Here is a 24,040-nt window from a genome sequence, read left to right on the forward strand (position 1 = left end):
GGAATATTCTAAATTGGGAATATATAAAATAAAGAGGTGAACGGATATGAATGATCAGATATCAATACGATTCTCAGCCCTCGGAGATGCGACACGGCTTCAACTTATTGAAGCGTTACGAAACGGTCCTCGCTCCGTCAATGAGTTGGCTGAACAACTACACTTACGCCAACCGCAAACCTCGAAGCATTTGAAGCTGTTGCTTGACGCGGAACTAATCACTGTCGAACGGCAGGCGAATCGTCGCTTGTATAGCCTTCGTCCAGAAGCGTTTCGAGAGCTCGTCATGTGGAGCAACTCGCTTGCACAAATGGAAGCCCGCATGCATCGTCTAGACGCACATTTGAAGCAGATTCAGTCGAACGTGAAGGGAGACGGGACGAATGAAAAAGGAATTGAAGACTTCGATTGAGGGGAAGACTCTACGAATGGAATGGACGTGTGAGGCGCCGCGAGATAGCGTCTTTGCCGCATTCACGGAAAAAGAGCAGCTCGAAGCGTGGTGGGGACCGGAAGGCTGGGAGACGACGATCGAGACGTTTGAGTTTCAACCAGGTGGTGTGTGGCATTATTGCATGCGCTGTATTGATCCGGCGCAAGGTGACTTTTACGGCATGGAGTCGTGGGGGAAAGCGATTTTCAGAAACATCGATGCTCCGAACACGTATAGTCATGCCGATTATTTCTCGGACGCGTCAGGAGCGATCTCTGAACATTTACCAGGAAGCGAGAATGTCACGACATTTCTCGACCACGGGGAGACGACGTTGATCGTCTTCGAGTCGACCTATGAGACAGAAGCAGCCGTGCAAGAAGTGCTCGGTATGGGGATGAAGGAGGGCTTTACGTCGCAACTGTATCGCCTCGATCGTCTATTAGTGAAACAGTGAGAAGGAGTCGGTGAGGGATGCGGAAGCTCAGTCTTATAGTATGTATGCTTTGTTTAGCCGGTTGCGGAAAATATACGATGGAAGAGGCGAAGGAGAATGGAGATATCATCGTCCAGAAGGATGTTACGAACAGCGACCGATTCGAGTCCTTTTTGAAGAACTCAACGCAAGGGAAATCAGATCAGATCCGCATCACGGCGTTTACGACTGAAGGCGACCCGGTGTTGTATGACGTCAAGTATGATGGTAAGTCGTATCACTACACGTCCGATTCATCGCGTGATCAGTTCGGCACGACAGACGATGATCGTAAAAACGAAGTCTGTCGACAGCTCGAAGTGAAGGAACAGTCGGTCTATACGTTACGTCAATGCGCTGAAGGAGCGGATCATGAGCTTTTACGATTGCCAAAACAATAATCAAAAAGGATCGTGTCCCGTCGAATCAATCAGCGGGCACGATCCTTTTTATTCGCTGTCGAGACGACGCAAGGCTTCGCGCCAACTGGAGAAGCGTTCAATCAACAACGTCAGTGAAGGTGCTTGGTGCGCACGCGCCCACTTGGCATATTGTTGACTCGTCAGAAGCGGTCCATGTGTGGCTGCAGCTTGTTGAAGAGCATCTAAGCAGTCTTGATCGGTGAAGAAGCCGTTCGAGGTGAGATCGAAGTGTGCTAAGGCCTTTTTCCAGGTGCCGAACCGACGAATGATCGTATTCGCACTCAGCATCTCGGGGTGTAGATCCCGCAATTCCGTGTAGGAGCGAATCGTCATGTTCGTTCCTTTTTGTGCGACATAAAAAGCAACGCTTTCTTCGATCGACCACCGCTTCGTTCGCTTGACCGCAGCGGGACGGTTCAGCGTCATGCGTTCTTTCGTCGATAAATGGGAAGCCTTGACGATTCCAGCTCGTTCTAACAGGTGTGCCCACGAACCGAATCGGGCGTTGATTTCTTCAAGCGAAGGGTAAGGAAGTTGAGCTGCTAACTTTTGATAATGGGTAGCTTTCATAGGTGAATGGTGCATTTGATGAAGACCTTGAATCAAGCGGATGATCTTCTCATCCGTTGCTAAGGTGGAAGTGGAAGTCGGATGTTGACGCATGCAAGATATCTCCCTTTTGAATGGTTGTTTCAATTAAAGGCTAGTGTAGCATGGGCGATTGCGAGAACATACTAACAATATCGTAAGGTAAGAAAAATAGAGCATTTTCATCCGAGAAATACAGGAAAATAAGAGGTGGAACACGAATACAATATTATAGAAGAAAAGAGGGGGAAACGATGAATGAACGAAACACAAACGATTGATACGATGGAGGATATTTTAAAGATGCTTGATGCGCGATTGCGTGAACCAGAACCGTTTTGGGACAAGTTTTATGAAGATCGGACGAAACCGGTCCCGTTTTTTAAGAACATTCCTGACGAGAACTTAGTTCGCTACGTCGAACAGGGCTGGATCTCGCCAGGTGACGCACTAGATCTCGGAACAGGACCGGGGCGAAATGCGATCTATCTCGCAACACACGATTTCTCGGTGACGGGACTGGATCTTTCAGCAACCGCGTTAGAATGGGCAACGGAACAAGCACAACAGACTGGAGCACACGTTGCGTTTCGAAAGCAAGATTTTCTAGAGACGACAGAACAGAATACATATGATTTCATTTACGATTCAGGCTGTTTTCACCATATGGCGCCACATCGACGTTTGGCCTACGTGACGCGAATGAAGGAGATGTTGCGACCAGGAGGATATTTCGGATTAACGTGTTTTGTTGCGGGCGGTCCGCTTGGCGGGGCGACGTTGACTGACTGGGAAGTCTATCAAGAAAATAGTCTCCAAGGCGGACTCGGCTATACGAAAGAGCGATTACTCTCCATATTCGATGCATTCGACGTCATCGAACTAACGGAAATGAAACCCGTCGACAATCCAGAGGCATTATTTGGTCATGCTGGACTGTGGACCGGTTTGTTTCGATTAAAGGATTGATTCGTCCGGCATTCGAGACGTGAACCAGTCCACAAAGTAACGGACATCTTCTAGCGAGACGATTTGGTGTGTATCGTAAGCGGCGAACAACGTTAAAAAGCGCGGTTCGTCAGGAAAATAATGAAGCAGGATCGGGCGGAGTGTCTCTAGGTCATGCACGAAGCCTTGATCTTCCTCTAAGATGAGGTGATAGGCGCTCCGAACAATCCGTTTCACGATCGAATCCGAATGAATCAGAGCGACCCGACCTGTTTCTAGGAGAAATAAATCCGTTTTCAACTGCTCGCATAACCTACTGTTTAACGCGAAGCCAAGAGCGCGTGTCGGACGAAGGGACGGAAATCGACTTTGGAGATTTTCGCCTGCCAGAAACAAGTTGACGGATTTCAACCAGACGCCCCAGCGAAGTGCTTCGTCATCCCGTATGACGTCGCCAAGTAGACCGATGTCATAATCGATTTTGGTGACGAATGGATAGTCTGTCAACCAGTGTTCCGTCCGTTTATCTAACTGCATGTGTTCTTCTTCCGTCAACGGTTCTGTCAAAATCAGTGTAAAATCGAGATCGGATTCAAAGGGACGCGCCGTTCCTTTTGCGACACTTCCATACAAGTACACGCCATGAAACACGGATAAGGTTTGTACATAGGCGACGACGTCCTGAATCACGGCACGATAACGGACAGGAATCGCTTCAGCGGAAGTTGGATTGTGGATGTAGCCATTTTTCGTGCCCAATGTCGTAGGATACTGCATCTGTCTTCCTCCTCATCCTTCAGGAATGGATTGATAGCGATACCACTCCTTGTTTCGCTGCACATATATAAACATCGTATCATCTTTTTCTTGATAGATGACCGTACCGCTCTTAAGATAAGTTGCCATGCCGTCCTTGAGCGTCTTTTCGGATGCTATTTTTTGGACACGTAGTCCAGGAGTCAAGGAGAGATCGGAGACGGTTACAACCTGATCTAGTCGGTACACGCGATCGTTCAAGCGGATGACGTCTTGATCTTGTTCAATGGCTTTCGCCGCGATGAGGTCCGTTGTTGTCATCGTCGTCTCCGCTAAGCATCCACTGAGAAAAAGAATGACCAATACGATAGTAGCTAACACTTTTTTCATGAAAATACCTCTTTCTCTAGTTATATATCGTAATTTACGATATATTCGGATTATACGATATAAGGGGGAGCATTATGATTTCAGCTGATTTTGCAAAAATTTATTATCAATTACATCCACGGTTCGAAGAAAACCTGTCTCACCAAAGTGTGCGTATTTTGCAATACATTCAATTTACGATGAATCCGACGATCAAGCAGATTGCCGAGGCATTTCGCCTCTCACATAATACGACGTCTGAGCACGTCAAAAAGTTGGAGAGATTAGGCTATATCGAAAAAAAGCGAAATCCAGAAGACCAGCGCCAAGTGACGATTGGTTTGACAGTCTTAGGAGATACAATCGTTCGTCGTCATACCGAGCTCGATCCTGAACGGTTAAATCAAGTCCTTGCTACGATGTCAAAAACAGACCAACAGGCGATTGAACAGGCGTTTCGATTGTTGCGGGAGGCGGCAGATGACTGCTTTTCTCGTTAAAGTGCTGTCGAGCGCACTGGTCATCGGTCTCGTTACTGAAGTCGCCCGGCGTTCACCGTCACTAGGTGGCGTGTTGTCCGCGTTGCCCGTCGTCAGTCTGATCAGCTTTGCCTGGCTCGTTAAACAGGGAAGTGAACGGACAGAACTAAGTACATTCTTAAAGAGTGTGTTACTCGGATTACCAGCGACGTTCTTATTGCTTGCCGTCTTATATGGATTGATTCGCTTAGGTATTCCTATTTTTTACAGTATACTCGGTGCGTCGAGCTTTTTTATCGTTTGTTGGTATATCCAACGTCACCTACAACAGTGGTGGCAAACCTAAAAAAGGAGACAAAGTAATGATAACCCTTCAAACAAAGCGATTGACGATTCATCCATGTACAGCGAATGACGTGACACGTTTACAACAACAGCACTACGATAACGGACCGGAAGTTCAGCATCATTTGATGTCAATAGCGTCAGATCCCTCGCTACTATACTGGGGCAGCTGGCTCGTCATGACAAAGGATGGTCAATTAATCGGGGATATCGGATTCAAGGGGAAGCCGGACATACGACAAGCGGTCGAAATCGGTTATGGTCTGTTACCAGCCTATCTCAATCAAGGGTTTGCGACGGAAGCAGTTCAAGCATTGATTGAATGGGCGTTTGAACAAACGGAAGTGACAGGAGTACTTGCGAAGACGGAGTCGACGAATCAAGCATCAATCCGAGTACTCGAAAAAGCGGGATTGATTCAGGTCGGGAGAGAAGATCGGTATATCATGTGGGAGCGTATGAAGAGGGTGTAAAGGAAACTTGACAGGTAGTGTGTTATTTACATATAGTGGGACTACGAGGTGAGATCATGAAAAATAAGGTCAAGGAGATGCGCGAAGAACGTGGCTGGTCGCAAGGCGAACTGGCAAAACGATTGAACGTGTCGCGTCAGACGGTCATTTCCATCGAAAAAGAGCGGTATAATCCGTCACTCGATCTCGCGTTTTCACTAGCTGATCTGTTTGAACGGCGAATCGAAGACATCTTTACACCGAATCGAACGAACGAGGAGGGAATAGAATGAAGCGAGTCAATGTGTTACTAGACATCATTTTAATTGGAGTAGGTCTGTACTTAACGATGACAGATCCGGCGGCTAAAACTCTTGGGATCATCCTCGTTTTAGCTGGCGTCACGTCACGTATCACAGGAACGGTATTCTCGCCAACGGAACCGTATGATGAGCGCCAAGGAGAGATTAAAATCCGTAGTGGACATATCGCTTATCTCGTAAGTATCGGATATCTTTTCTTGATCTTGATTCTCGTCAATCTGTCGATCATAAAAGACATTCAATTTGCTCTGTTGCTGGCATTAGGAGGACAACTTTTATTCTTTCCGCTTGTATTGCTGTACGTGAACCGAAAGATGTAAGGAATGAATGTTTATAAAAATGATACTTGTAACCGTTATCAACAATGATATAGAATGTAATGGAATAGGGATTGTTACTGGTCAAGCAGGCGAAACCCAAATCAGCGATCACTGGAACCATGAGTGACGTTTGATTTGGGTTTTTCTATTTTTCTGATTTGAAAGGAGGTCACCGATGATCATTCATCAGATATTCAACAACAATGTCATCAGTGTATTTGACAAAGCAGGGCGTGAGCGAGTCGTCATGGGGAAGGGAATCGGCTTTAAACGGAATTCAGGACAGAAGATATTAGCCTCCGATGTGGAAAAAGTCTTTTATCTCGATGATGCAGGTAATCATGAACGATTTAAATTACTACTTCAAGAAATTCCTGAAGAAATCATCGTCTTGACTGATGATATCGTAACGATTGCTAAATTGACGCTCGGGAAAAAACTCAATGAACTTGTGTATATTGCTCTTGCTGATCATTTACATTTTGCATTAGAACGTCACGAAAAAGGCTTAGAGATTAAAAATGTATTGCTTTGGGAGATTAAACGTTTATATCAAGATGAGTTTAGTGTTGGTCTGCAAGCGCTTGAACTGGTTGAAGAAAAATTCAATATCATATTACCTGAAGACGAAGCAGCCTATATTGCACTTCATATCGTGAATGCTGAATTAAACGAAGAGATGCCGAACATCGTCTCAATGACAAAAGTCATTCAAGAAGTATTGAATCTCGTAAAATACCACTTTGCACTAGAATGGGATGAGAATGCTCTCGCCTATCATCGTTTTGTTACCCACCTTAAATTTTTTGCACAACGACTCGTGACACGAACGGAATACGAAGGAGATGAGAGTGCGCTTTTCGATCTAGTGAAAATGCAATATCCAAAGTCATATGTCTGCACTGAAAAAATCGCTACCTTTATTCAGACAAAATATGATTATCGGTTGACGGATGAAGAGAAATTGTACCTAACGGTTCATATTACAAGATTGATTAAAGAAAAAAAGAAAGATTGACATATTAATGTATTGTTGTTATTATGTGGTTAATAAATATATATTTATCCAATAGGATTGTTACTGGTCAAGCAGGCGAAACCTAGGTGAAGCAATGCGTATTTCTATGAAATACGTAACTTGTTCTCATCTGGGTTTCTTTTTGTGTCTATCAACTATGGAGGTGTACTATGAAATACGATCAATTGGCTAAAGCAATCATTGAATCTGTCGGAGGTGAACAAAACGTTAGTTCACTTGTCCATTGCGCGACCCGACTACGTTTCGTACTTAAAGATAAAGCAAAGGCTGATAAACTAAAACTTGAAAAACTAGAAGGTGTTATTGCTGTAAAAGAGAGCGGAGGGCAATTTCAGGTCGTCGTCGGAAATACAGTACCTGAGGTATATCAAGCAATTGGGAAACAAACAAAGCTGATGGAAGAATCAACAGATACTTCTGAGACAAGTGAAAAGGGAAATATTTTCGGTCGAGCGATTGATGTTATTTCGAGTATCTTTACGCCGTTGCTTGGTGTCATGGCGGGAGCAGGTATCTTGAAAGGTTTACTTGCGATTGCGACGAATGCAGGTTGGTTAGTTCCTACCGAAACAACTTATATCATTTTAAATGCTACAGCGGATAGTCTCTTTTACTTCTTACCTATTTTGTTAGCGGTTACATCAGCGCGAAAGTTTGGTGCAAATCAATTTGTTGCCATGACAGTAGCGGGTGCTTTAATTTATCCTACAATCATTCAACTGAAGGCGGATGCAGTCGCGACGACATTCTTCGGTATACCCGTGACGATGATGTCCTATACATCTACAGTCATTCCGATCATTCTTGCCGTTTGGGTTATGAGTTATGTTGAGAAATTTTTCAATCGATATGTGCATGAGAGTGTTAAAAATTTTGTTACTCCTTTGATTGCTCTCGTTACAATCGTTCCGTTGACATTAATCGTGTTTGGACCAATCGGCGTTACGTCAGGTGACTTGATTGCTGCTTTTATTTTAAAGGTACTAGCATTTAATCCGATTTTAGCAGGGGCGTTCATTGCCGGTGTATGGCAAATCCTCGTCATTTTCGGTATTCACTGGGGAGTTGTTCCGATTTTCATCAATAACATTGCGACTAAAGGATATGACTATATCAAACCGGCAACTGCACCAGCAATTTTTGCGCAGTCAGGAGCATCATTTGGTGTCATGCTTCGATCAAAAAATAAAAAGTTAAAAACATTAGCAGGTTCTACGGGAATTACCGCATTATTCGGTATTACAGAGCCTGCCGTATATGGAGTCACGTTACGCTTAAAGCGTCCTTTCATTGCAGCAGTCATTAGTGCAGCAGTAGGTGGAGGAATCGTAGGACATTTTGGAAGTGTAGCAGTTGCTTCTGGTCCTCCGGGATTATTGACGTTACCCGTCTTTATTGGAGATAGTATGACAGCGTTTTACGGGTTGTTAATTGGTGTTGGTGTCTCATTCTTTTTATCGATGGTCTTAACGTACATCCTTGGTTTTGAAGATGATCCGATTGAAAAAGAAGTGGAAAAAAATATTCGTCCATCAACAGAGATGACGATTCCAAGCCCAGTGTCAGGTCAAATCGTGTCTCTCGAAAAAGTTTCGGATAGTGTGTTTGCGAGTGGAGCAATGGGGAAAGGTTTCGCAGTCGTTCCGACTGAAGGAAAAGTAATCGCCCCAGTGTCAGGTCAAGTAACTGCTATATTTGCAAGCAAACATGCGATTGGTATTCGGTCAGAGGACGGAATGGAGATCCTCATTCATGTTGGGATTGATACGGTACGCTTAGATGGAACTCACTTCGAATTACACGTCACACAAGACCAGAAAATCGAACCAGGGGATGTATTAATCACTTTTGATATGGAATCGATTCAAGCGGAAGGTTATGACATCATCACACCTGTGATTTTCACGAATTTATCAGAAGAACGACAAATTACGATTGACCAAGATCAAATTTCAGTAAGTGAATACAATAAACCTGCTTTTGCATAAGAAAGGATGAGACGATGCAATTTCCAAAAAACTTTTTATGGGGTGGCGCTATTGCTGCTAATCAAGCAGAAGGTGCCTATTTATCCGATGGAAAGGGATTATCTTCCGTTGATTTAATTCCTAATGGGTCGACTCGAAGAGCCGTCATGAAAGGAGACTTATCTCATTATGAGCCGCTCCCAGAACTAACTTATCCATCCCATGATGCGATTGATTTTTATCATCGCTACAAGGAAGATATTGCGTTATTCGCTGAAATGGGATTTAAAGCACTTCGTCTATCGATTTCATGGGCGCGTATCTTTCCAAATGGTGATGAAGAACAACCAAACGAACAAGGATTGAAGTTTTACGATGATGTGTTCGATGAATTATTGAAAAATGGAATTGAACCGGTTGTCACGATGGCGCATTTTGATGTCCCCGTTCATTTAGTAGAGCATTACGGAAGTTGGCGCAATCGAAAGATGGTTACATTCTTCGAACAATATGTGAAGACGATCGTATCCCGTTATCATTCAAAAGTTCGCTATTGGATGACTTTCAATGAAATAAATATGTTGTTCCATCTTCCTTATATGGGAGCTGGATTAGTATTTGCTGAAAAAGAGAATCGGCAACAAATTCAGTATCAAGCAGCACATCATCAATTGGTAGCGAGTGCGCGTGCCGTGGAAATTGCTCATACGATTAAACCGGATCTTCAGGTTGGGTGTATGTTGGCAGCAGCTATGACATATCCTTATACCTGTAACCCAGATGACGTCGAAAAAGCGATGGAACGTGATCGTGAAAATTTCTTCTTCATTGATGTACAAGCTCGCGGTGCTTATCCTGGTTATGCATTAAGACAATTGAAAGATGCTGGAATTGAAATTCAGATGGAACCAGGTGATATTGAACTATTACGCAACCACACAGTGGACTTTATTGGTTTTAGTTATTATTCGAGTCGCTGTATCAGTACTGATCCAGAAATATTGGATAAGATGACAGCGGGGAATGTGTTCCCGACTGTTAAAAATCCATATTTGAATCAATCGGAATGGGGATGGACGATTGATCCGAAAGGACTCCGTTTAACGGCGAATCAGTTATTTGACCGTTATCAACTCCCGTTATTCATCGTCGAAAATGGCTTAGGGGCATTTGATGAATTGGATGGTGAAGGAAACATTCAAGATGACTATCGAATTGCTTATTTAACAGATCACATACGCGCAATGTACGAATCGATACAAGACGGTGTAGAACTTATCGGTTACACGAGTTGGGGCTGTATTGACCTCGTTAGTGCTTCTTCCGGAGAATATGCAAAACGGTATGGCTATATTTATGTAGATCGTCATGATGATGGCAGTGGAACGAATCGAAGACAAAAAAAGGCGTCATTTGATTGGTATAAAAAAGTAATTGCATCAAATGGTGCCTTTATAGAAAATCAAAAACATATTAAAATCAAATAAAGGTATAGCTAACGATTTTGATCTAGAAATGTTTAGATTACAAATCGTTAGCTTTTTAATTATTATTAGATTCTTTCATAAAAAATCATCAATGAAGGTATTTTCAATATTCAACCATGAATCGCAAATGTATCCCGTAATTCGATGATTGTTCCTTCGGGTGCTTTTAATTTGCTGAGATGACCATCGACGACGAAATAGATGTTTCCGCCGTGTTTCGGTAGGAAAGGCATCCCAAGTCGTTCCAAGCGTGCTACTTCTTCTTGCAAGTCGTCAACGTAAAGTGCGAAATGGACGGGACCCGCTGCTTGTTTCGTATAATCGGTGAACGGCTGACCCGATTTGGGTGTTTGCAATTCGATATAAAAGTCACCGAGACGTAACCAGCTGTTAAAGGCGCGGTCGTGAAAACCAGGTGACTCTTGAATGAGTGAGAATCCAAGTTGTTCATAAAATTGTTTAGACGCAGCATAGTCTGTCGTCTGAATGCAGATGTGATGAATTTGTTTCATACTAAAACCTTCCTTCGTGTTCAATGAAATCATGCAGAACTAGTGTAGCATTTCACGGATCAGTTGGAACGATTGAAATGGAGAATCTGATGCAACAAATGATGAATTTAATTTGTGAACGTTTTTTGTTAGGGCAAATGATCGGCGAACCTGTACGATTGACTGGCGGACTCATGCATGAGACATGGCGACTACAGACGACGACTGGATCTTATGTCTTAAAGCGATTGAATCCGGACATCATGCGACGTCCTGAAGCACGAAATAATTTTAAGATGTCAGAAGATGTCGCCATGCAAGCGTCACTTCACTTAGCAGCATTACCAGCACGTCGCATCAAAGACCAAGCGGTACAGACGATTGACGGCTCGGATTACCTTTTGTTTGATTGGATTGATGGCAAGACGCTATCAGCCGACCAGCTTCGATCGGCACATGCACGACAAATCGGAGTTCAATTAGGACGGTTGCATGGACTTACGATAGTGACAACTGGCTTTTCAAAGCCGGATACCTCTACTACTTCAATCAATTGGAACGGTCATGTAGAAGAAGGAAAACGGCAGCAAGCAAAGTGGCTGCAACTATTCATGGAAGAGCAGGAACAGCTGCAACGAATAGAAAGACTAGCACAGGAAGCACAGAAACAACTGCCAGTAGACTGGATCGTCAGTCATCGAGATCTCGATCCAAAGAACGTCCTCTGGACACCAACGGGTCCAGTCTTGATTGATTGGGAGTCTGCGGGTCTGATTCATCGAGCGGTCGACGTGTTCGAGACAGCCTGTTATTGGTCGAAGCAGGAAAACAATACGTTTGACCGCGTTCGATTTAACGCATTTCTTGACGGTTACGCGACAAACCAACGTTTGCCTGATGTCGACTGGACGCACGTCATCGATAGCAGTGTTCAAGGAAAGCTGGACTGGCTGAATTTTAATCTCAATCGCTCACTTGGGAAAAGTGGAATCCCTGAGGCGGAACGAGTACTTGGAACAGAACAAGTCGTTTTAACAATAAAAGAATTACGAGCGCACGACCGGAATCTCTGGATCAAGTGGATGTCGGTAAGATAAGCATAAAAAGAGGCACCGAATCACTCGATTCGATGCTTCTTCGTTATTAAAACGATTTGACCAACTGTTCAATAGTTGATTCAGGAGTACGAATCGGAACATATCCGAGTCGTTTGATTCGTTCGTTTGAGAAAGTAGCGCATTCCGCTGCACGCTTCGGTATTTGGTACGGCTTGTCACTTGCTGTGATCAACTTCATCCGAAAATCCGTCTCAGGTAGATTCGCATCGATCGCATTAAAGGTGTCACCATTTTGCGCATTTTTTGCGGCGATGACGATCATTTCGACTAGATTATCCGTATGGACCCACGGGACGACATCATCCGGATGCACCCAGGTAATCACATCCGCCTCCTTCATCCGCTCGACTTGACGATCCCCCCAATAGGACTGCTCCTCGGCACAAATTGATCCTGGACGTAAGATGATTAAATCGGAATCGGGTGTATATTCCTGTAACAGGCGTTCGGATTCCTGTTTTGTATGAATGTAGACGTGTTCGGACGGTAGGAGTGGTGACGTTTCCGTAAAATGTCCACTCACGACTTCGCCGTACACGGAAGTCGTCGAGATATGAACGATGCGCTTGACACGAGCTTTTGTCGCAGCATCCGCGAGATGTTGTACACCAGTGACATTTGCTTCCTGTGCTAAATCGGGATCATCTCCGAGATAGGCAGCACAGTGAATCAACAGATCGACGCCTTGAAGTGCTGTAAGAAGCGAATCCGGATCACCGAGCTCACCGATGACTGCGTGGACATCTTTGAAAGCGTATTGATCCGCTTGTTCCTTAGAGCGATACAAACCGCGCACTTCACGCGCTTCTTCAAGAAAACGTCGCGCAACACGAGAGCCAAGCGTTCCGGTCATTCCTGTAACTAAAATCGTACTCTCTTTCAGATTCATGGATGCTTACCCCTTTGACTCTGTCTTTTCAGCGAAACATTTGTCACAAATGAAACGTCCCTCGCTTTTTAGGTACGCCTTCACTTCCGTCATTCCGCGATGTTTCGGATAGCGCATCTGGATGTAGACTTTTTCGTTTCCTTCAATCGTTTTGCCGCAATGCATACATGTCGGTTCTTTACCGAACATCCTAACGCCCCCTATAAATTAATATCTTCTATCTTATCGTAAAGGAAAAACCAGGGTGTTGGAAGAATAAAGTAAAAAAGGAATCTAAAGGAGGGTGTCTATGATCTTCATTGCTATTTTTCTCGCCGTTGGTGGAGTCGTCTGGTTCATTTCAGCGCAGAGTCAGTCGAAACATCGCTCGCTCGACGATCAGGAGTATACACTGAACCAACATGATGTCCATCAGCAACAAAATCATCGTGATTTTTGAAGGTATGTAAAGGAGCATCCAGTCCATTGACTGAATGCTCCTTTTTAGCGATTGCGTACATGAAGAAAATATTTTGCGTTGCTCCAGATCAAGGCGAAAATCAATAAGCTGATCGCGAAGATCTGAGACTGACCGGTCTCATACGAATACACGACCAATACGACGATAATCCCCATCAATAGGAGTTGCAAAGAAGACTGTGAACGGATGAGTCCCTCTAACATGACGTGTCGCTCGCCGTCATCTGAGGCAGCGAACAGCTTTTTGATATAGTTTGTTTCCGAGTACTTCGGGAACTGACGGTCCGGATATATATGATGCATGAGATTAAGATAAAAAACAGAGGCAAGACTACTGATGATAAAAAAGAGTCCGCTCAGTATCAAATGAAGTCCGAACTGGTTTTCAATGATGCTAAACGATGCGAGCCCGATGCTGAGAAGAGTAGAAACCTGAACCATCATCATGCCGTCTGCATAGGATCGATTCACTTGATCATCGATTGCGTCCTCTTCGTCGGAAGAAACAGAGTGTTGAGTCAATTGACGAATTTGTATATAGCGTACGATGTAACTGAGAGTCAAGATCGTCAAGATAACCAAAAGACCAGTGAATATGTAATCAAGATAGAGCGATCGTTCAAACTGTGACAAATTGGTATTTTTGAGGACAAACATGACGAAATAACTGCTAATGAAACCGAGTAAAGCTGCGATGATGACCTTGCCTGCTTCCTTGTTCATGTTAATTCCTCCTCATCGAAATAAAAGATGTCTTCTAGCGGTGTATCAAACACACGAGAAATTTTGACGGCGATCAGTAGCGACGGCATGAATTCTTCGCGTTCGATTAAGCTGATCGTCTGGCGCGAAATGTTCGCGCGCCGTGCCAGTTCAGACTGATTCCATCCGTGACGGGCACGTAATTCTTTTAAACGGGATTTCATATAGGGATTCACCTCCTATATAATGTAACTTATCATGGTCTTTTTGACAATGATATTAGTCAAATAAGACAATATAATAGTCATTTATTCGTAAAATAATCATATCGTTGGCATAAACTGTATACTGGAATAAGTTGAAAGGAGATGTGAAATTCGTCGATGAAATCTCAGTCACCTGTAAATAACGTTATTTATCATGATGAGAATATTACGCACCAGATTGCTTCGATTCTCCAAATGGAAGAGACATTGCTCAAACAAAAAATTGCGTATCTCCAGGATGTCACAGACCCCGGTACCACTTCTGAATACGAACAAGGGCGTCAGCAGCTATCGGATAAGCTCGATACGTTGAGACGTTCCGTAAAAATGGATCTCGTCTCGCGTGATGACGTCACACTTCGAACGAGAGCACGTTTTGAACAATCACTCAGAGCAACAAGTGTGACAGAAAAGGAAGCTTGTCTTATTCAAGACTATCTCCGAATTGAGGCGACGATGCTGACAAAATCGGGAGAGTCGGTTTCCGATCTTCATGCTGCTTTATTTGACGCGGATGAATCCACTCGAAAACAAGCGCTCTTATCGATTGAGGAAGCGTTCCGCATGAAAGAATCCGTCATTCAACCCTTGTTTTCACGACTCGTTGATTTACGACAAGCGCGTGCCACTGCAAGTGGTAAGATCGGATACGAGGAACTAGCTTTTGTAGAACTCGGACGCGTCGATTATACGAGTCAAGATGTCAATCATTACGCCACTATCATTCAATCCGACTTTCTACCGGTCAAACGGCGATTTCAGCGCGAACAACAAACGTTTCTCGGCAAACAGGTGCTCCATCCGTGGGACGTCCGGCAATCGGCCTATACACAGATTGATCATCACGCGACCGGTTCTGACACTTCATTCTTAGACAAGGCACAAGCAATTCTCGAGAGCGTGCATCCCTATTTTGCGGACGTATTAAAAGAAATGCGACAGATGAATCATCTCGATATCGGTGCCCGGTCGAACAAAGCGGGCGGAGGATTTTGTGAGTATTTACCGGTCGAACAACAATCGTTCTTATTCATGAATCGCATCCAGACGTTTGATGATCTCGTCATCTTTATGCATGAGATCGGCCATGCCGTCCATCATGATGCGATGAAAGAAACGTACGACGGACTACAACCGATTCCGCTTGAAGTAGGGGAGTTCGCTGCCATGTCGCTCGAGTTGTTGACGATGAACGAATGGCATCAGGTGATTCCGGATAAAAAAGACGTTGCCCGGGCAAAACTCGAACAGATGCGTTCCATTGTCGAGTTCTTACCCGAGACGATCATCGTCGATCGTTTTCAATCATGGCTCTATGCTCACCCCGACCATGATCCGACAGAACGACATGCCTATTATGCCGATCTCCGAGAATCATACGATACGGACGTCATCGATTGGTCGGAAACACCCGATTGGAAAGGCCACGAATGGATGAGTGTCATCCATCTCTTTGAGACGCCGTTCTATTACATCGAGTACGCGATTGCTCAGATTGCCGCTCTTCAGTTGTATTACCGTTTCACGAAAGATCCCGACCAAACGCTGAAAGATTTCATCGCAGCTTTAGCTCTTAGTCACACCCATACGATTCAAGATGTCTACGCGAGAGCGGGTGTATCTTTCTTGCCGACTGAAGGAGAGATGAGCGAATTAGTGAGCTTTTTGACATCAGAAGTGGAGACTTGGAAGATAATTTTACAGGACGGTACATCGATATAATGAAGGACGACAAGAAAATTCATATACCAGAAGAGTTAGAAAGCCTCTATTTTTTCGGAGTAGAGCCGATTCTTGAGTTTCCGGAGGAAGAAGCATTCTATCAGCGGTCTAAATACATGTTACACAACTCCTCAAAAGAGCGTATTCAGTTTATTCTGTATCCGGCATTTACTGAAATTGAACTCCATGTCCTCCGACCGACTGGGGAGACGCTGTCACGATTACGAATTGAAACAATCCAATCCTTAAAATATGTTGAAGAAAACGGAAAACGTCTGTTACTTGATCATAGTGATGATGAATATTACCGCATCAGTGAGATTCAACTGGATCCGTTATTTTGTATCATTCAGACGGAAAGAAGAAAATAGGAGGACGAACATGAATATCTGTAAAAACATCGTCTATGCGACATTATTTAATGAAACAGGCGATCAATTATTGATGGTCGAGAATCGTGGAGATCATGGTGACTACTATACATTGCCCGGTGGGACAGTCGAGCGCGACGAAACGTTACATACAGCAATCACGCGTGAAGTTCTGGAAGAGACAGGATTTACAATCATACCAGGTGACATCGTCCATCTGGCAGAAGCATTCTTCCCGCAAGCGGGGGAACATTGTCTCTTTTTCTTCTTCGCGGGAAAAATCACCTCCGGTCAATTGCAGACGAATGTTCCAGAAGAAATTTCCGGACTCGTCTGGATGGATCGTGAAGAAGCGTTCAAACACCTCAATTTACCGGAAGCATCAAAAGAATCGCTCTTTTCTGGTCGAACGGTACCGTATGACTTTGCTGGAGAGATCATCCACGTTTAAGGAAGTGTCGCTTGACGTACTAAGTTGACGAATTTTCGGGTACAACATTACAGGAGCATTACCCGAAACTTGTAGAAAGTCAGGTGAACACACGGTATGTCGATTCTTACGTTTCACGAAGTCAGCTATCAACACATCTTACACGAAATAACAGGTGAGTTCCGCGAAGGTGTCATTACAACGCTCGTCGGACCGAGTGGTGCCGGGAAATCGACGACATTGAAACACATCAATGGACTGATTTCTCCCGATCGCGGCGAAATTTGTTTTCGAGGCGAACCACTTGAACAGATGAATCTGCTCGATGTCCGCAAACGAATCGGGATGGCGTTTCAAAGTGCGCCGATGATTCCCGGTACCGTCTACGATAATATCAATTTGCCGAAATCGATCTTCGGTGAATCGTTGCCGCGCGAAGAAGCGGAACGCTTGCTGCAACAAGTCGAACTATCGGTCGAACTTGAGCGACCGGTCAAAGATTTGTCCGGTGGTGAACGGAGCCGACTCGGAATCGCACGGACACTCGTCAATCGACCGGACGTCCTGTTGCTCGACGAAATCACGGCAAGTCTTGATTACCGCATGGTGCAAGAGATTGAGAAACTGATTCTTGATCTCCAACAGGAGTTACAGACGACGATCATTTGGATTACGCATGACTTAGAGCAAGCCAAGCGGGTCAGCGACGACGTCTGGTTTTTAAAAGACGGTCGATTGATCGAGTCCGGTGATTTTAAAGAACTCGCTTCAAGTGGTCAAGCCGAGACACAAGCGTTCTTGAAGGGGGAATCGGTATGAGTTACCTCCAACTGGCAACTTCGCTCATCTTCATTTTGATCCCCCTCGTCTTAGCGCGGACATTACGGCTTGGTTTAGAGAAGGACATCATCATCGCAACCGTTCGATCGATCGTGCAACTGTTGATCATTGGTTACATTCTGACGTTCGTCTTTGAAAGCGGTAGTCCAATTTTCATGTTATTGATGATTCTGTTGATGATCGGTGCAGCGACACTGAACGTCATCCGTAAAGGGGACGGAATTCCCGGTATTCAGTGGATCATCTTGTTCACACTGATTGCGGTTGAAGCATTGACGATGGGGATTTTGCTCGGGCTACAGATCATTCCGTTCGAAGCCCAACAAGTCATTCCGATCAGTGGAATGGTCATCGGGAACTGTATGATCTTGTCCTTATTGTTCCTCAATAAGTTCAAGGACGAGGTCGAACGGAGTGACGAGGTCATCGAACTAATTCTTTCACTTGGTGGAGACGCGAAGACAGCGATTGATACGAGCTTAAAAGGTGCGATCCGGACAAGTATGATTCCAACGATTGAAGCGCAAAAAACGATGGGGCTCGTCCAGCTGCCAGGGATGATGAGTGGGTTGATCATCGGTGGCGCCGATCCGATGGAAGCCGTCCTCTATCAACTATTGATTCTATTCCTGATCTTGACGACGGCCGCGATGGCATCCGTCCTCGTTGGTTTTCTATCCTACCGTCGACTATTCAATGAAAAAGCACAATTCATCGGTTTGACCTATAAGAAAAAAGACACGTAAGGAGAACGTTATGCAGACTTATCCGATTACAAAAGCCGACCTGCAACTGGTCGAACTAGCAACCGAAACGATTCAAAGCCGCTATGCTGACGATAAACATCACGTTGCAGCTGCTCTACGGACGAAAGATGGCGCGACGAAAGTGGGCCTTCACGTCGAAGCCTATATCGGACGAGTGACGGTGTGCGCGGAAGCCATCACGATCGGTTCCGCCATCACGGATGGATTGACAGATTTTGAAACGATCGTCGCAGTTCGACATCCCTATTCGGATGAGACGGACCGAACGATTCATGTCGTCAGTCCGTGCGGTATGTGTCGCGAATTGATTTCCGACTATGCACCGGACGCATTTGTCCTCTTAACGATCGACGATCAATTGACGAAAGTCCGGATTGCGGATTTGATTCCATTGAAATATGTCCGACAATAACCAGTAAATCCTCATCGTTTAGATGAGGATTTTTTTGCATTTACTTCTAAAAAATCCTTATTATGGTTATGATAAAGACGGAATAATTAAGGAGGGATTTGCGTGTCAGCTTTATTAGAAGTCGAACGGTTATCAAAAACCTACATACGTGGTACGGAGACGATTCATGCATTGAAGCAAGTCAGCTTTACGTTAGAGGAAGGAGGGTTCATCGCCATCATGGGCACGAGTGGCTCCGGGAAAAGTACACTGTTGAATATCCTGGGAGCGCTTGACGCGCCAACCGGTGGAACGTTGACCTTAAAAGAAAAACGGCAACGCGACATCTTCACTGAACCTGCTGCGACGTTATACCGTCAGCAACACATCGGGTTCATCTTTCAATCGTTTCATTTACTCGATGACTTGACGGTCCAGGAGAACATTGCCTTACCATTGATGTTGAAGGGGATGGATGACAAAACGATCAACCAAGAGGTAGAGATTTGGCTCAAACGAGTCGGACTGACGAAGTGGAACAATCATCGACCGCAAGAGCTGTCGGGTGGACAACAACAACGTGTCGCGATTGCACGTGCCTTGATCAGTCGACCACCGATCATCTTAGCGGATGAGCCGACGGGGAACCTCGATTTCAAGACATCTGCTGAAATCATGCAGTTGCTACAAGAACTTAATCGCGAACAACAGACGAGCATCCTGCTCGTGACCCATGATGCGACCGTAGCCGCTCATGCGAAGCGGGTGCTGTATTTCCATGACGGACAGATCGTCGCCGATCAGCTGTCGACCGGTGACGTGGCGCCGATCTTAGAGACATACGAGCAGTTCGTGGGGGCTGTATGAAACGACAACATCTCTTCCGTCTTTCCCACCGACTGTACCGTAAAAGTCCGATGATTTTAGTGACCTCAATCGGAAGCGTCATGATTTCGATTGGTCTTGTCTTAACGATGGTCATTTTTTTATTACATAATCAAGCCGCTATCGAAGCGGATCGTGAACAAAGGTACGGTCAAGTCGATCTGACGGTCAAATATACACCTGAAGATGAGCAGGCGGATCAGTCCGTGTTTGAGCAACTTAAAAAGGATCACGATGTCTTGGACGCAGAGTCGATCTTACAGACGACAGCGCGCATCGCTGGTCAAACGATGGCCGACGTGGAAACGATGGGAGTTCATTCGGATGCTCTGACGAAAAGTCGGTATCATTTCGCGAACGATTTGAAACAGGGAGAAGCGATCGTGTCAGCTCGACTCGCGACGTCGCTTGATCGTAGTGTCGGGCAAGCGCTACGCGTCGGAGAAGCGACGTATCGGATCCGTGAGATTTTACCAAATGCAAAAACGCCTGAAGTTTCGCACGATCAAGTCTTGCTTTCGTATGCTGATCTGAAAAAGAACCATCCAATCGAAACGAAAGCCGTCTTGCTCAATCTAAAAAAAGAGGCGGATCTCGTCCACTATGCCGATACGCTCGTCAAAGCGAATCCGAAGCTCCGGGTTGAACTTGCGGAGGGGCAAACGCTCTCACCGGCGCTGAACGGCTACATCGGGATCTTGTCAGTACTGATCCTTGTCGTGTCCGGCTTCATCTTGATGGCGAATTTCGACTTGTATTTACGCAAACATGCTGTTCAATTTGCCATCATGCGGACGCTTGGGGCGACGACCCGGCAACTGTTTCAGCTGTTCTTCGTTCAATCTGGATTGATTGTCTTAGCGGGAATGATGCTTACGATTCTAGGCAGTATTTTCTTCCCGTTACTCGGTCAACTGGTATGGCCGACAGAGGGTAAAATGATCCTCTCCCTCATGGTTGATCAGGGAGCGTTCTTGATGCTCGTTACGTTCGGTAGTGCCTTGTTAATTCTGCTGTTGCTCGCGAGTACGGCTTATCGAAAACGGGATGTGTTACCACTCCACGTTTTGCGAGAAAATCTGAAAACGGCGTCACGATCGACCCGGCGAAAACGTCTCGTCCTGTTCAGTAGTGGATTGACCGTCAGTTTGGTGTTGTTCGCTGAAGTGATTGCCAGTACGGAGGGGGCACGGGCGATCGCCTGGCTCGGTGCGACCGTCGCCTTTTTATTGACGATGTATCTCGCGACGCCACTCCTCTTGAAAGGAGTGCTGCAGCGAGCGGAACCGATTGTTCGTCGGTTAGCGGGACCGACGAGTTTCGTTGCCTTCCGGGGCGTGTTACCGCAACTCCGGAAAAATGCTTGGTTGATGCTGATTGTTCAAGTCTTGATGATCATCGTCGTCATCGGCTCGACGTTCCTTGAGACGGTGCAACAAAACGAACGGAAGTACATCATCAGCCAATATCCGACAGAAGTCGTCTTAAAGAGTCGTTTGGATGAAGGATCGCAAGGAGACCCGCTACAATTGATTCGACAAATTGAAACGGACCTACCTGGCGCAAAAGCGACCTTCCTGTCGTCTCGAAATTCACTCGAATATCAATCGTCTCAAGAAGATGTCTCGATCGAATACGAAGTAACGGACTATCGTCGTCTGGACGTCTTAGAGGGAGAGCAGACGAGTGACACAGAAGGAATCATCGTCTCACGGACCTTCGCTAAAAAACACAGTCTTCAAAAAGGCGATACGTTGCCGCTCGGGCGATGGGACGGAGAACAAGAACGAAGCGTTTCGGTCGGTCAATTCCGAATCGTTGGAATTGAAAAGAAGATAGCACCAGACGTCCTCGTGGATTGGCGGAACGAGCAACTGCGGCAACCAAACGATCAGATCTTGAATGTCTTTATCGACGTTCCGTCCGAGTTAACGAAGGCGCAAGTGACCACAACATTATTAGAGATCACAGAAAGTTATCCGACATTGCAAGAGAATCGACTTTCTGACGCGCTTCGCGATGCGGAGCAACAAACGACGGAACGCTGGTTCGTCTTCTTGATTGCGCTTGTCGTCATGAGTGGATCCGTCTGGTTCGGACTTGCGAACGCCTTACTCAGTTTCGTGAGTGGCAAACGAGGCGAATATGCCTTGCTACGAACGATTGCGTTGACACGGAACAAGCTCCGTCAGCTGACACTCATTCAAATGCTCTTGTTCATTGGGAGCGGCATCATCTTTGGACTGATCAGTGGACTTGGTGCGACCTTCTTCGTGACACGGATTGATGATACGGGATCATTTTACTTCAACGTACCAACGATTGCCGGAACCATTGTCGGTTTAATAGTGCTTGTCATAAGCATTGCTTGGTTCGTCACCCGAAGAAAGCAGGAAAACCTCGTTCACGAATTGAAACAGTAAACAAGGGCAAGTGAACCGGGGGGATCGAAATGCGAAAAACGATCGGAGCGATTCTATTACTCGTAGTAATTAGCGGTATCGGCTGGTGGATGATTGCAGATGAACGGGATGCGACCTATGAGCAGATTGTTGAAGTGCAAGTCGTTCGACACGTGACGAAGCAGTTCGGACGCGATGATATCGCGTCGGTCAAACCGTACTTCGTAGCGTCGGAATCATCGAAATCACGACGTCATCAGATTGCCGTTCAGCTGAAGTCGGCACCGACGGGAGAATACCGGATGTATCGTGTACTTCAAAATAAAGTCGAGTACATCGGTCGATCACGGACGGTTCGACCGAATTAATAGAAGGCGTCATATCCGTTTGGGGGGATATAGGTGAAAACAAAAGCCGAACGCATCGCGTTCATTCAAGAAGAAAAGCGTCAACTCGTCAAACCACGTTTGTTCAGCTCGTTGCTGTACGGCGTCAGTATCTTATTGGTCGTCGCCAATCGGGACGTGTACTGGCCATTGTTCTTTTTACTTGTAGCATTGGTCTGGATTGCGCGGATTCACTCGCAAGAAGTTGAACGTGATATGGCATTAACAGTAGAACCACAGATGAAAAAAATCATTCAATGGCAGTATGTGACTGATTTTTTGTTCGTGATCTTAATGGGATTATTCTTCCCGCTGATCATCGTCTTCGACTTGCCATTCTTCCTCAGTTTTGCCGTCTATGTGGTGCTTGCGATTGTTTTGCTCGTATCCGATATGTTGCTTGAACGAAACGGAAAACGTCTTGATGCAGAGCATCCGACGAAGAAGGAACTGCGGATGTATCCGAAGTCGTGGAAAAAGATCTAATCCGTGGAGCCGGTCGATGAACCGGCTCCTTTTTTGAGCATTCCGGTCGCTTCAGCATGTTCGACTGCCGTATGATGAAGGGGCACATGAAGAAGGAGGTCCTCGTATGCTTGCAATCATCATTGGATTTATCATCGGTCTGCTCGTACCGGTTCAAACGAGTGTCAATACACGACTACGGGGCGTCGTGGGATCGCCGTTCCTCGCTTCGCTGATTTCCTTTTCGATCGGCTCACTCTTCTTACTGATTCTCGTGTTGCTCGTTGATGGGAATCTCACAGGTCTTACGGCTACTGCCGATGAACCGTTCTGGATTTGGGGTGGGGGACTGCTTGGCGTCATCTACTTGACGGGGAACATCCTGCTGTTTCCGCGACTTGGAGGCGTCCAAACGGTCATCATGCCGATTTTCGGTCAGGTCATCATGGGACTGTTGATCGATCATTTCGGATTGTTTGAATCAACGGTCACCTCACTCTCACTGACACGAGTCATCGGCGCAGTGCTTGTGTTACTCGGTGTCGTTGGAACGGTCGCGCTTGGTGACTATTTCGCACGACGGCGCAAGCAACAGGTGGCATCATCAGAAAAATCGGTGCTTGTCTGGCGTCTGCTCGGGATTCTGACCGGTATGATGAGTGCTGCCCAGACGGCCATAAATGGTCATCTCGGAAGTGTTCTCGGGTCAGCTGTGAAAGGCGCCTTGATTTCGTTCGTCATCGGTACGATCACCTTGTTATTGCTGAATCTGATCCTCCGAACGAAATGGCACATCGATCGGTCTCAACCCTTACCTGCCTGGATCTGGATCGGGGGATTGATCGGGGCGTTGTTCGTTGCCGGGAATGCCTTCATTGTTCCGCTCGTCGGTACAGGACTCGCTGTCGTCATCGTCACGATTGGTTTACTGACCGGCAGTCTATTGATTGACCGTTTCGGCTGGTTTGGTGCAAAGAAACAACCAGTCACTGGCGTGCAGATCGTCAGTCTACTTGTCATGCTAGGTGGCATCATCCTGATTCGTTTATGAAC

Annotated in this window: 33 protein-coding genes; 25 read left to right on the forward strand and 8 right to left on the reverse strand. The window is 45.7% G+C overall.

Translation table 11 applies throughout. From position 1 onward, the window contains the following. Positions 1-46: 46 nt before the first annotated feature. Genes B3G15_RS13815 through B3G15_RS13825 form a run of 3 tightly spaced genes read left to right on the forward strand, consistent with a single transcriptional unit; the run spans position 47 to position 1,309 of the window. On the forward strand, positions 47-412 hold the full coding sequence (locus tag B3G15_RS13815; RefSeq protein ID WP_290721844.1) for an ArsR/SmtB family transcription factor: 366 nt from the start codon (positions 47-49) through the stop codon (positions 410-412). A 16-nt stretch (positions 413-428) separates the two neighbouring features. Continuing rightward, positions 429-890, forward strand: coding sequence for an SRPBCC domain-containing protein (locus B3G15_RS13820; RefSeq protein ID WP_231681719.1), 462 nt, complete (start codon positions 429-431; stop codon positions 888-890). A 17-nt stretch (positions 891-907) separates the two neighbouring features. Beyond that, positions 908-1,309 (forward strand): DUF4362 domain-containing protein, encoded by a 402-nt coding sequence (locus B3G15_RS13825; RefSeq protein WP_290721846.1) that lies wholly within the window; start codon positions 908-910, stop codon positions 1,307-1,309. Positions 1,310-1,357: 48 nt separating this feature from the next. Here the strand turns inward: B3G15_RS13825 and B3G15_RS13830 are convergent, their stop codons facing one another. Then, entirely contained in the window at positions 1,358-1,993 is a 636-nt protein-coding gene (locus B3G15_RS13830; RefSeq protein ID WP_214857778.1) for a homing endonuclease associated repeat-containing protein, read from the reverse strand. 183 nt (positions 1,994-2,176) lie between these two features. Here B3G15_RS13830 and B3G15_RS13835 point away from each other — a divergent pair, with 183 nt between their 5' ends. Next, positions 2,177-2,887, forward strand: coding sequence for a class I SAM-dependent methyltransferase (locus B3G15_RS13835; RefSeq protein WP_290721848.1), 711 nt, complete (start codon positions 2,177-2,179; stop codon positions 2,885-2,887). On the opposite strand, the gene B3G15_RS13840 is transcribed toward B3G15_RS13835, so the two are convergent. Then, positions 2,876-3,643: a nucleotidyltransferase domain-containing protein gene (locus B3G15_RS13840; protein WP_290721850.1), complete on the reverse strand. Its 768-nt coding sequence runs from the start codon at positions 3,641-3,643 to the stop codon at positions 2,876-2,878. The genes B3G15_RS13835 and B3G15_RS13840 overlap by 12 nt on opposite strands. 12 nt (positions 3,644-3,655) lie before the next feature. Further along, complete coding sequence (locus B3G15_RS13845; RefSeq protein ID WP_290721852.1) at positions 3,656-4,012, reverse strand: hypothetical protein; 357 nt, start codon at positions 4,010-4,012, stop codon at positions 3,656-3,658. Positions 4,013-4,086: 74 nt separating this feature from the next. Here B3G15_RS13845 and B3G15_RS13850 point away from each other — a divergent pair, with 74 nt between their 5' ends. From B3G15_RS13850 to B3G15_RS13885, 8 genes are all read left to right on the forward strand, one after another. Then, entirely contained in the window at positions 4,087-4,491 is a 405-nt protein-coding gene (locus B3G15_RS13850) for a MarR family winged helix-turn-helix transcriptional regulator (RefSeq protein ID WP_290721854.1), read from the forward strand. Continuing rightward, positions 4,472-4,816: a DUF3147 family protein gene (locus B3G15_RS13855; RefSeq protein ID WP_290721856.1), complete on the forward strand. Its 345-nt coding sequence runs from the start codon at positions 4,472-4,474 to the stop codon at positions 4,814-4,816. Before B3G15_RS13850 ends, B3G15_RS13855 begins: the two co-directional genes overlap by 20 nt. Before the next feature lie 16 nt (positions 4,817-4,832). Then, positions 4,833-5,288, forward strand: coding sequence for a GNAT family N-acetyltransferase (locus B3G15_RS13860; RefSeq protein ID WP_290721857.1), 456 nt, complete (start codon positions 4,833-4,835; stop codon positions 5,286-5,288). 56 nt (positions 5,289-5,344) lie between these two features. Then, a complete protein-coding gene (locus B3G15_RS13865; protein ID WP_023468465.1) occupies positions 5,345-5,560 on the forward strand; it encodes a helix-turn-helix transcriptional regulator in 216 nt (71 codons plus the stop codon). Further along, on the forward strand, positions 5,557-5,910 hold the full coding sequence (locus B3G15_RS13870) for a hypothetical protein (protein WP_290721861.1): 354 nt from the start codon (positions 5,557-5,559) through the stop codon (positions 5,908-5,910). Before B3G15_RS13865 ends, B3G15_RS13870 begins: the two co-directional genes overlap by 4 nt. A gap of 175 nt (positions 5,911-6,085) precedes the next feature. Then, positions 6,086-6,928 (forward strand): BglG family transcription antiterminator LicT, encoded by an 843-nt coding sequence (gene licT / locus B3G15_RS13875; protein ID WP_290721863.1) that lies wholly within the window; start codon positions 6,086-6,088, stop codon positions 6,926-6,928. A 170-nt stretch (positions 6,929-7,098) separates the two neighbouring features. Beyond that, positions 7,099-8,937, forward strand: coding sequence for a beta-glucoside-specific PTS transporter subunit IIABC (locus B3G15_RS13880; protein ID WP_290721865.1), 1,839 nt, complete (start codon positions 7,099-7,101; stop codon positions 8,935-8,937). A 14-nt stretch (positions 8,938-8,951) separates the two neighbouring features. After that, positions 8,952-10,403 (forward strand): 6-phospho-beta-glucosidase, encoded by a 1,452-nt coding sequence (locus tag B3G15_RS13885; protein ID WP_290721867.1) that lies wholly within the window; start codon positions 8,952-8,954, stop codon positions 10,401-10,403. 110 nt (positions 10,404-10,513) lie between these two features. On the opposite strand, the gene B3G15_RS13890 is transcribed toward B3G15_RS13885, so the two are convergent. Then, the gene (locus tag B3G15_RS13890; RefSeq protein ID WP_290721869.1) at positions 10,514-10,915 is read right to left on the reverse strand and encodes a VOC family protein; all 402 of its coding nucleotides are present in this window, start codon (positions 10,913-10,915) and stop codon (positions 10,514-10,516) included. A gap of 89 nt (positions 10,916-11,004) precedes the next feature. Here B3G15_RS13890 and B3G15_RS13895 point away from each other — a divergent pair, with 89 nt between their 5' ends. Continuing rightward, positions 11,005-11,991: a phosphotransferase gene (locus B3G15_RS13895; protein ID WP_290721870.1), complete on the forward strand. Its 987-nt coding sequence runs from the start codon at positions 11,005-11,007 to the stop codon at positions 11,989-11,991. A gap of 46 nt (positions 11,992-12,037) precedes the next feature. Here the strand turns inward: B3G15_RS13895 and B3G15_RS13900 are convergent, their stop codons facing one another. Further along, positions 12,038-12,901: an NAD-dependent epimerase/dehydratase family protein gene (locus tag B3G15_RS13900; protein ID WP_290721872.1), complete on the reverse strand. Its 864-nt coding sequence runs from the start codon at positions 12,899-12,901 to the stop codon at positions 12,038-12,040. Positions 12,902-12,907: 6 nt separating this feature from the next. Further along, positions 12,908-13,090 carry a Fe3+ hydroxamate ABC transporter substrate-binding protein gene (locus tag B3G15_RS13905; RefSeq protein ID WP_195864937.1) on the reverse strand — a complete coding sequence of 61 codons (183 nt, stop codon included), beginning with the start codon at positions 13,088-13,090 and terminating at the stop codon, positions 12,908-12,910. 100 nt (positions 13,091-13,190) lie between these two features. On the opposite strand from B3G15_RS13905, the gene B3G15_RS13910 reads away from it, so the two are divergent. Further along, entirely contained in the window at positions 13,191-13,340 is a 150-nt protein-coding gene (locus B3G15_RS13910) for a hypothetical protein (protein ID WP_195864938.1), read from the forward strand. A 44-nt stretch (positions 13,341-13,384) separates the two neighbouring features. On the opposite strand, the gene B3G15_RS13915 is transcribed toward B3G15_RS13910, so the two are convergent. Both B3G15_RS13915 and B3G15_RS13920 read right to left on the reverse strand, forming a co-directional pair. Next, positions 13,385-14,083, reverse strand: coding sequence for a DUF3169 family protein (locus tag B3G15_RS13915; protein WP_195864939.1), 699 nt, complete (start codon positions 14,081-14,083; stop codon positions 13,385-13,387). Next, positions 14,080-14,286, reverse strand: a complete 207-nt coding sequence (locus tag B3G15_RS13920) for a helix-turn-helix transcriptional regulator (protein WP_023468455.1) — start codon at positions 14,284-14,286, stop codon at positions 14,080-14,082. The genes B3G15_RS13915 and B3G15_RS13920 overlap by 4 nt, the downstream gene beginning before the upstream one ends. 159 nt (positions 14,287-14,445) lie before the next feature. On the opposite strand from B3G15_RS13920, the gene B3G15_RS13925 reads away from it, so the two are divergent. The 11 genes from B3G15_RS13925 (at position 14,446) to B3G15_RS13975 (ending at position 24,038) form a co-directional block, all read left to right on the forward strand. Further along, positions 14,446-16,050, forward strand: a complete 1,605-nt coding sequence (locus B3G15_RS13925) for a M3 family metallopeptidase (protein ID WP_290721877.1) — start codon at positions 14,446-14,448, stop codon at positions 16,048-16,050. After that, positions 16,050-16,421, forward strand: coding sequence for a hypothetical protein (locus B3G15_RS13930; protein ID WP_050677269.1), 372 nt, complete (start codon positions 16,050-16,052; stop codon positions 16,419-16,421). Before B3G15_RS13925 ends, B3G15_RS13930 begins: the two co-directional genes overlap by 1 nt. Before the next feature lie 10 nt (positions 16,422-16,431). Further along, positions 16,432-16,872: an NUDIX domain-containing protein gene (locus B3G15_RS13935; protein ID WP_290721880.1), complete on the forward strand. Its 441-nt coding sequence runs from the start codon at positions 16,432-16,434 to the stop codon at positions 16,870-16,872. A gap of 96 nt (positions 16,873-16,968) precedes the next feature. Next, a complete protein-coding gene (locus tag B3G15_RS13940) occupies positions 16,969-17,670 on the forward strand; it encodes an ABC transporter ATP-binding protein (RefSeq protein ID WP_029341830.1) in 702 nt (233 codons plus the stop codon). Beyond that, positions 17,667-18,437 carry an ABC transporter permease gene (locus tag B3G15_RS13945; RefSeq protein ID WP_050677271.1) on the forward strand — a complete coding sequence of 257 codons (771 nt, stop codon included), beginning with the start codon at positions 17,667-17,669 and terminating at the stop codon, positions 18,435-18,437. The genes B3G15_RS13940 and B3G15_RS13945 overlap by 4 nt, the downstream gene beginning before the upstream one ends. A gap of 10 nt (positions 18,438-18,447) precedes the next feature. After that, entirely contained in the window at positions 18,448-18,870 is a 423-nt protein-coding gene (locus B3G15_RS13950) for a cytidine deaminase (RefSeq protein WP_290721884.1), read from the forward strand. A 96-nt stretch (positions 18,871-18,966) separates the two neighbouring features. Further along, positions 18,967-19,716, forward strand: a complete 750-nt coding sequence (locus B3G15_RS13955) for an ABC transporter ATP-binding protein (RefSeq protein WP_082665911.1) — start codon at positions 18,967-18,969, stop codon at positions 19,714-19,716. Then, a complete protein-coding gene (locus tag B3G15_RS13960) occupies positions 19,713-22,157 on the forward strand; it encodes an ABC transporter permease (protein ID WP_290721887.1) in 2,445 nt (814 codons plus the stop codon). Before B3G15_RS13955 ends, B3G15_RS13960 begins: the two co-directional genes overlap by 4 nt. 29 nt (positions 22,158-22,186) lie before the next feature. Further along, entirely contained in the window at positions 22,187-22,504 is a 318-nt protein-coding gene (locus B3G15_RS13965) for a hypothetical protein (protein ID WP_058704689.1), read from the forward strand. A 33-nt stretch (positions 22,505-22,537) separates the two neighbouring features. After that, positions 22,538-23,008 (forward strand): hypothetical protein, encoded by a 471-nt coding sequence (locus B3G15_RS13970; RefSeq protein WP_290721890.1) that lies wholly within the window; start codon positions 22,538-22,540, stop codon positions 23,006-23,008. Positions 23,009-23,114: 106 nt separating this feature from the next. Continuing rightward, on the forward strand, positions 23,115-24,038 hold the full coding sequence (locus tag B3G15_RS13975) for a DMT family transporter (protein WP_058704687.1): 924 nt from the start codon (positions 23,115-23,117) through the stop codon (positions 24,036-24,038). Positions 24,039-24,040: the final 2 nt, after the last annotated feature.

The sequence above is a fragment of the Exiguobacterium sp. UBA1053 genome, from assembly GCF_002316465.1.
GTDB classification, from domain to species: Bacteria; Bacillota; Bacilli; order Exiguobacteriales; family Exiguobacteriaceae; genus Exiguobacterium_A; species Exiguobacterium_A abrahamii.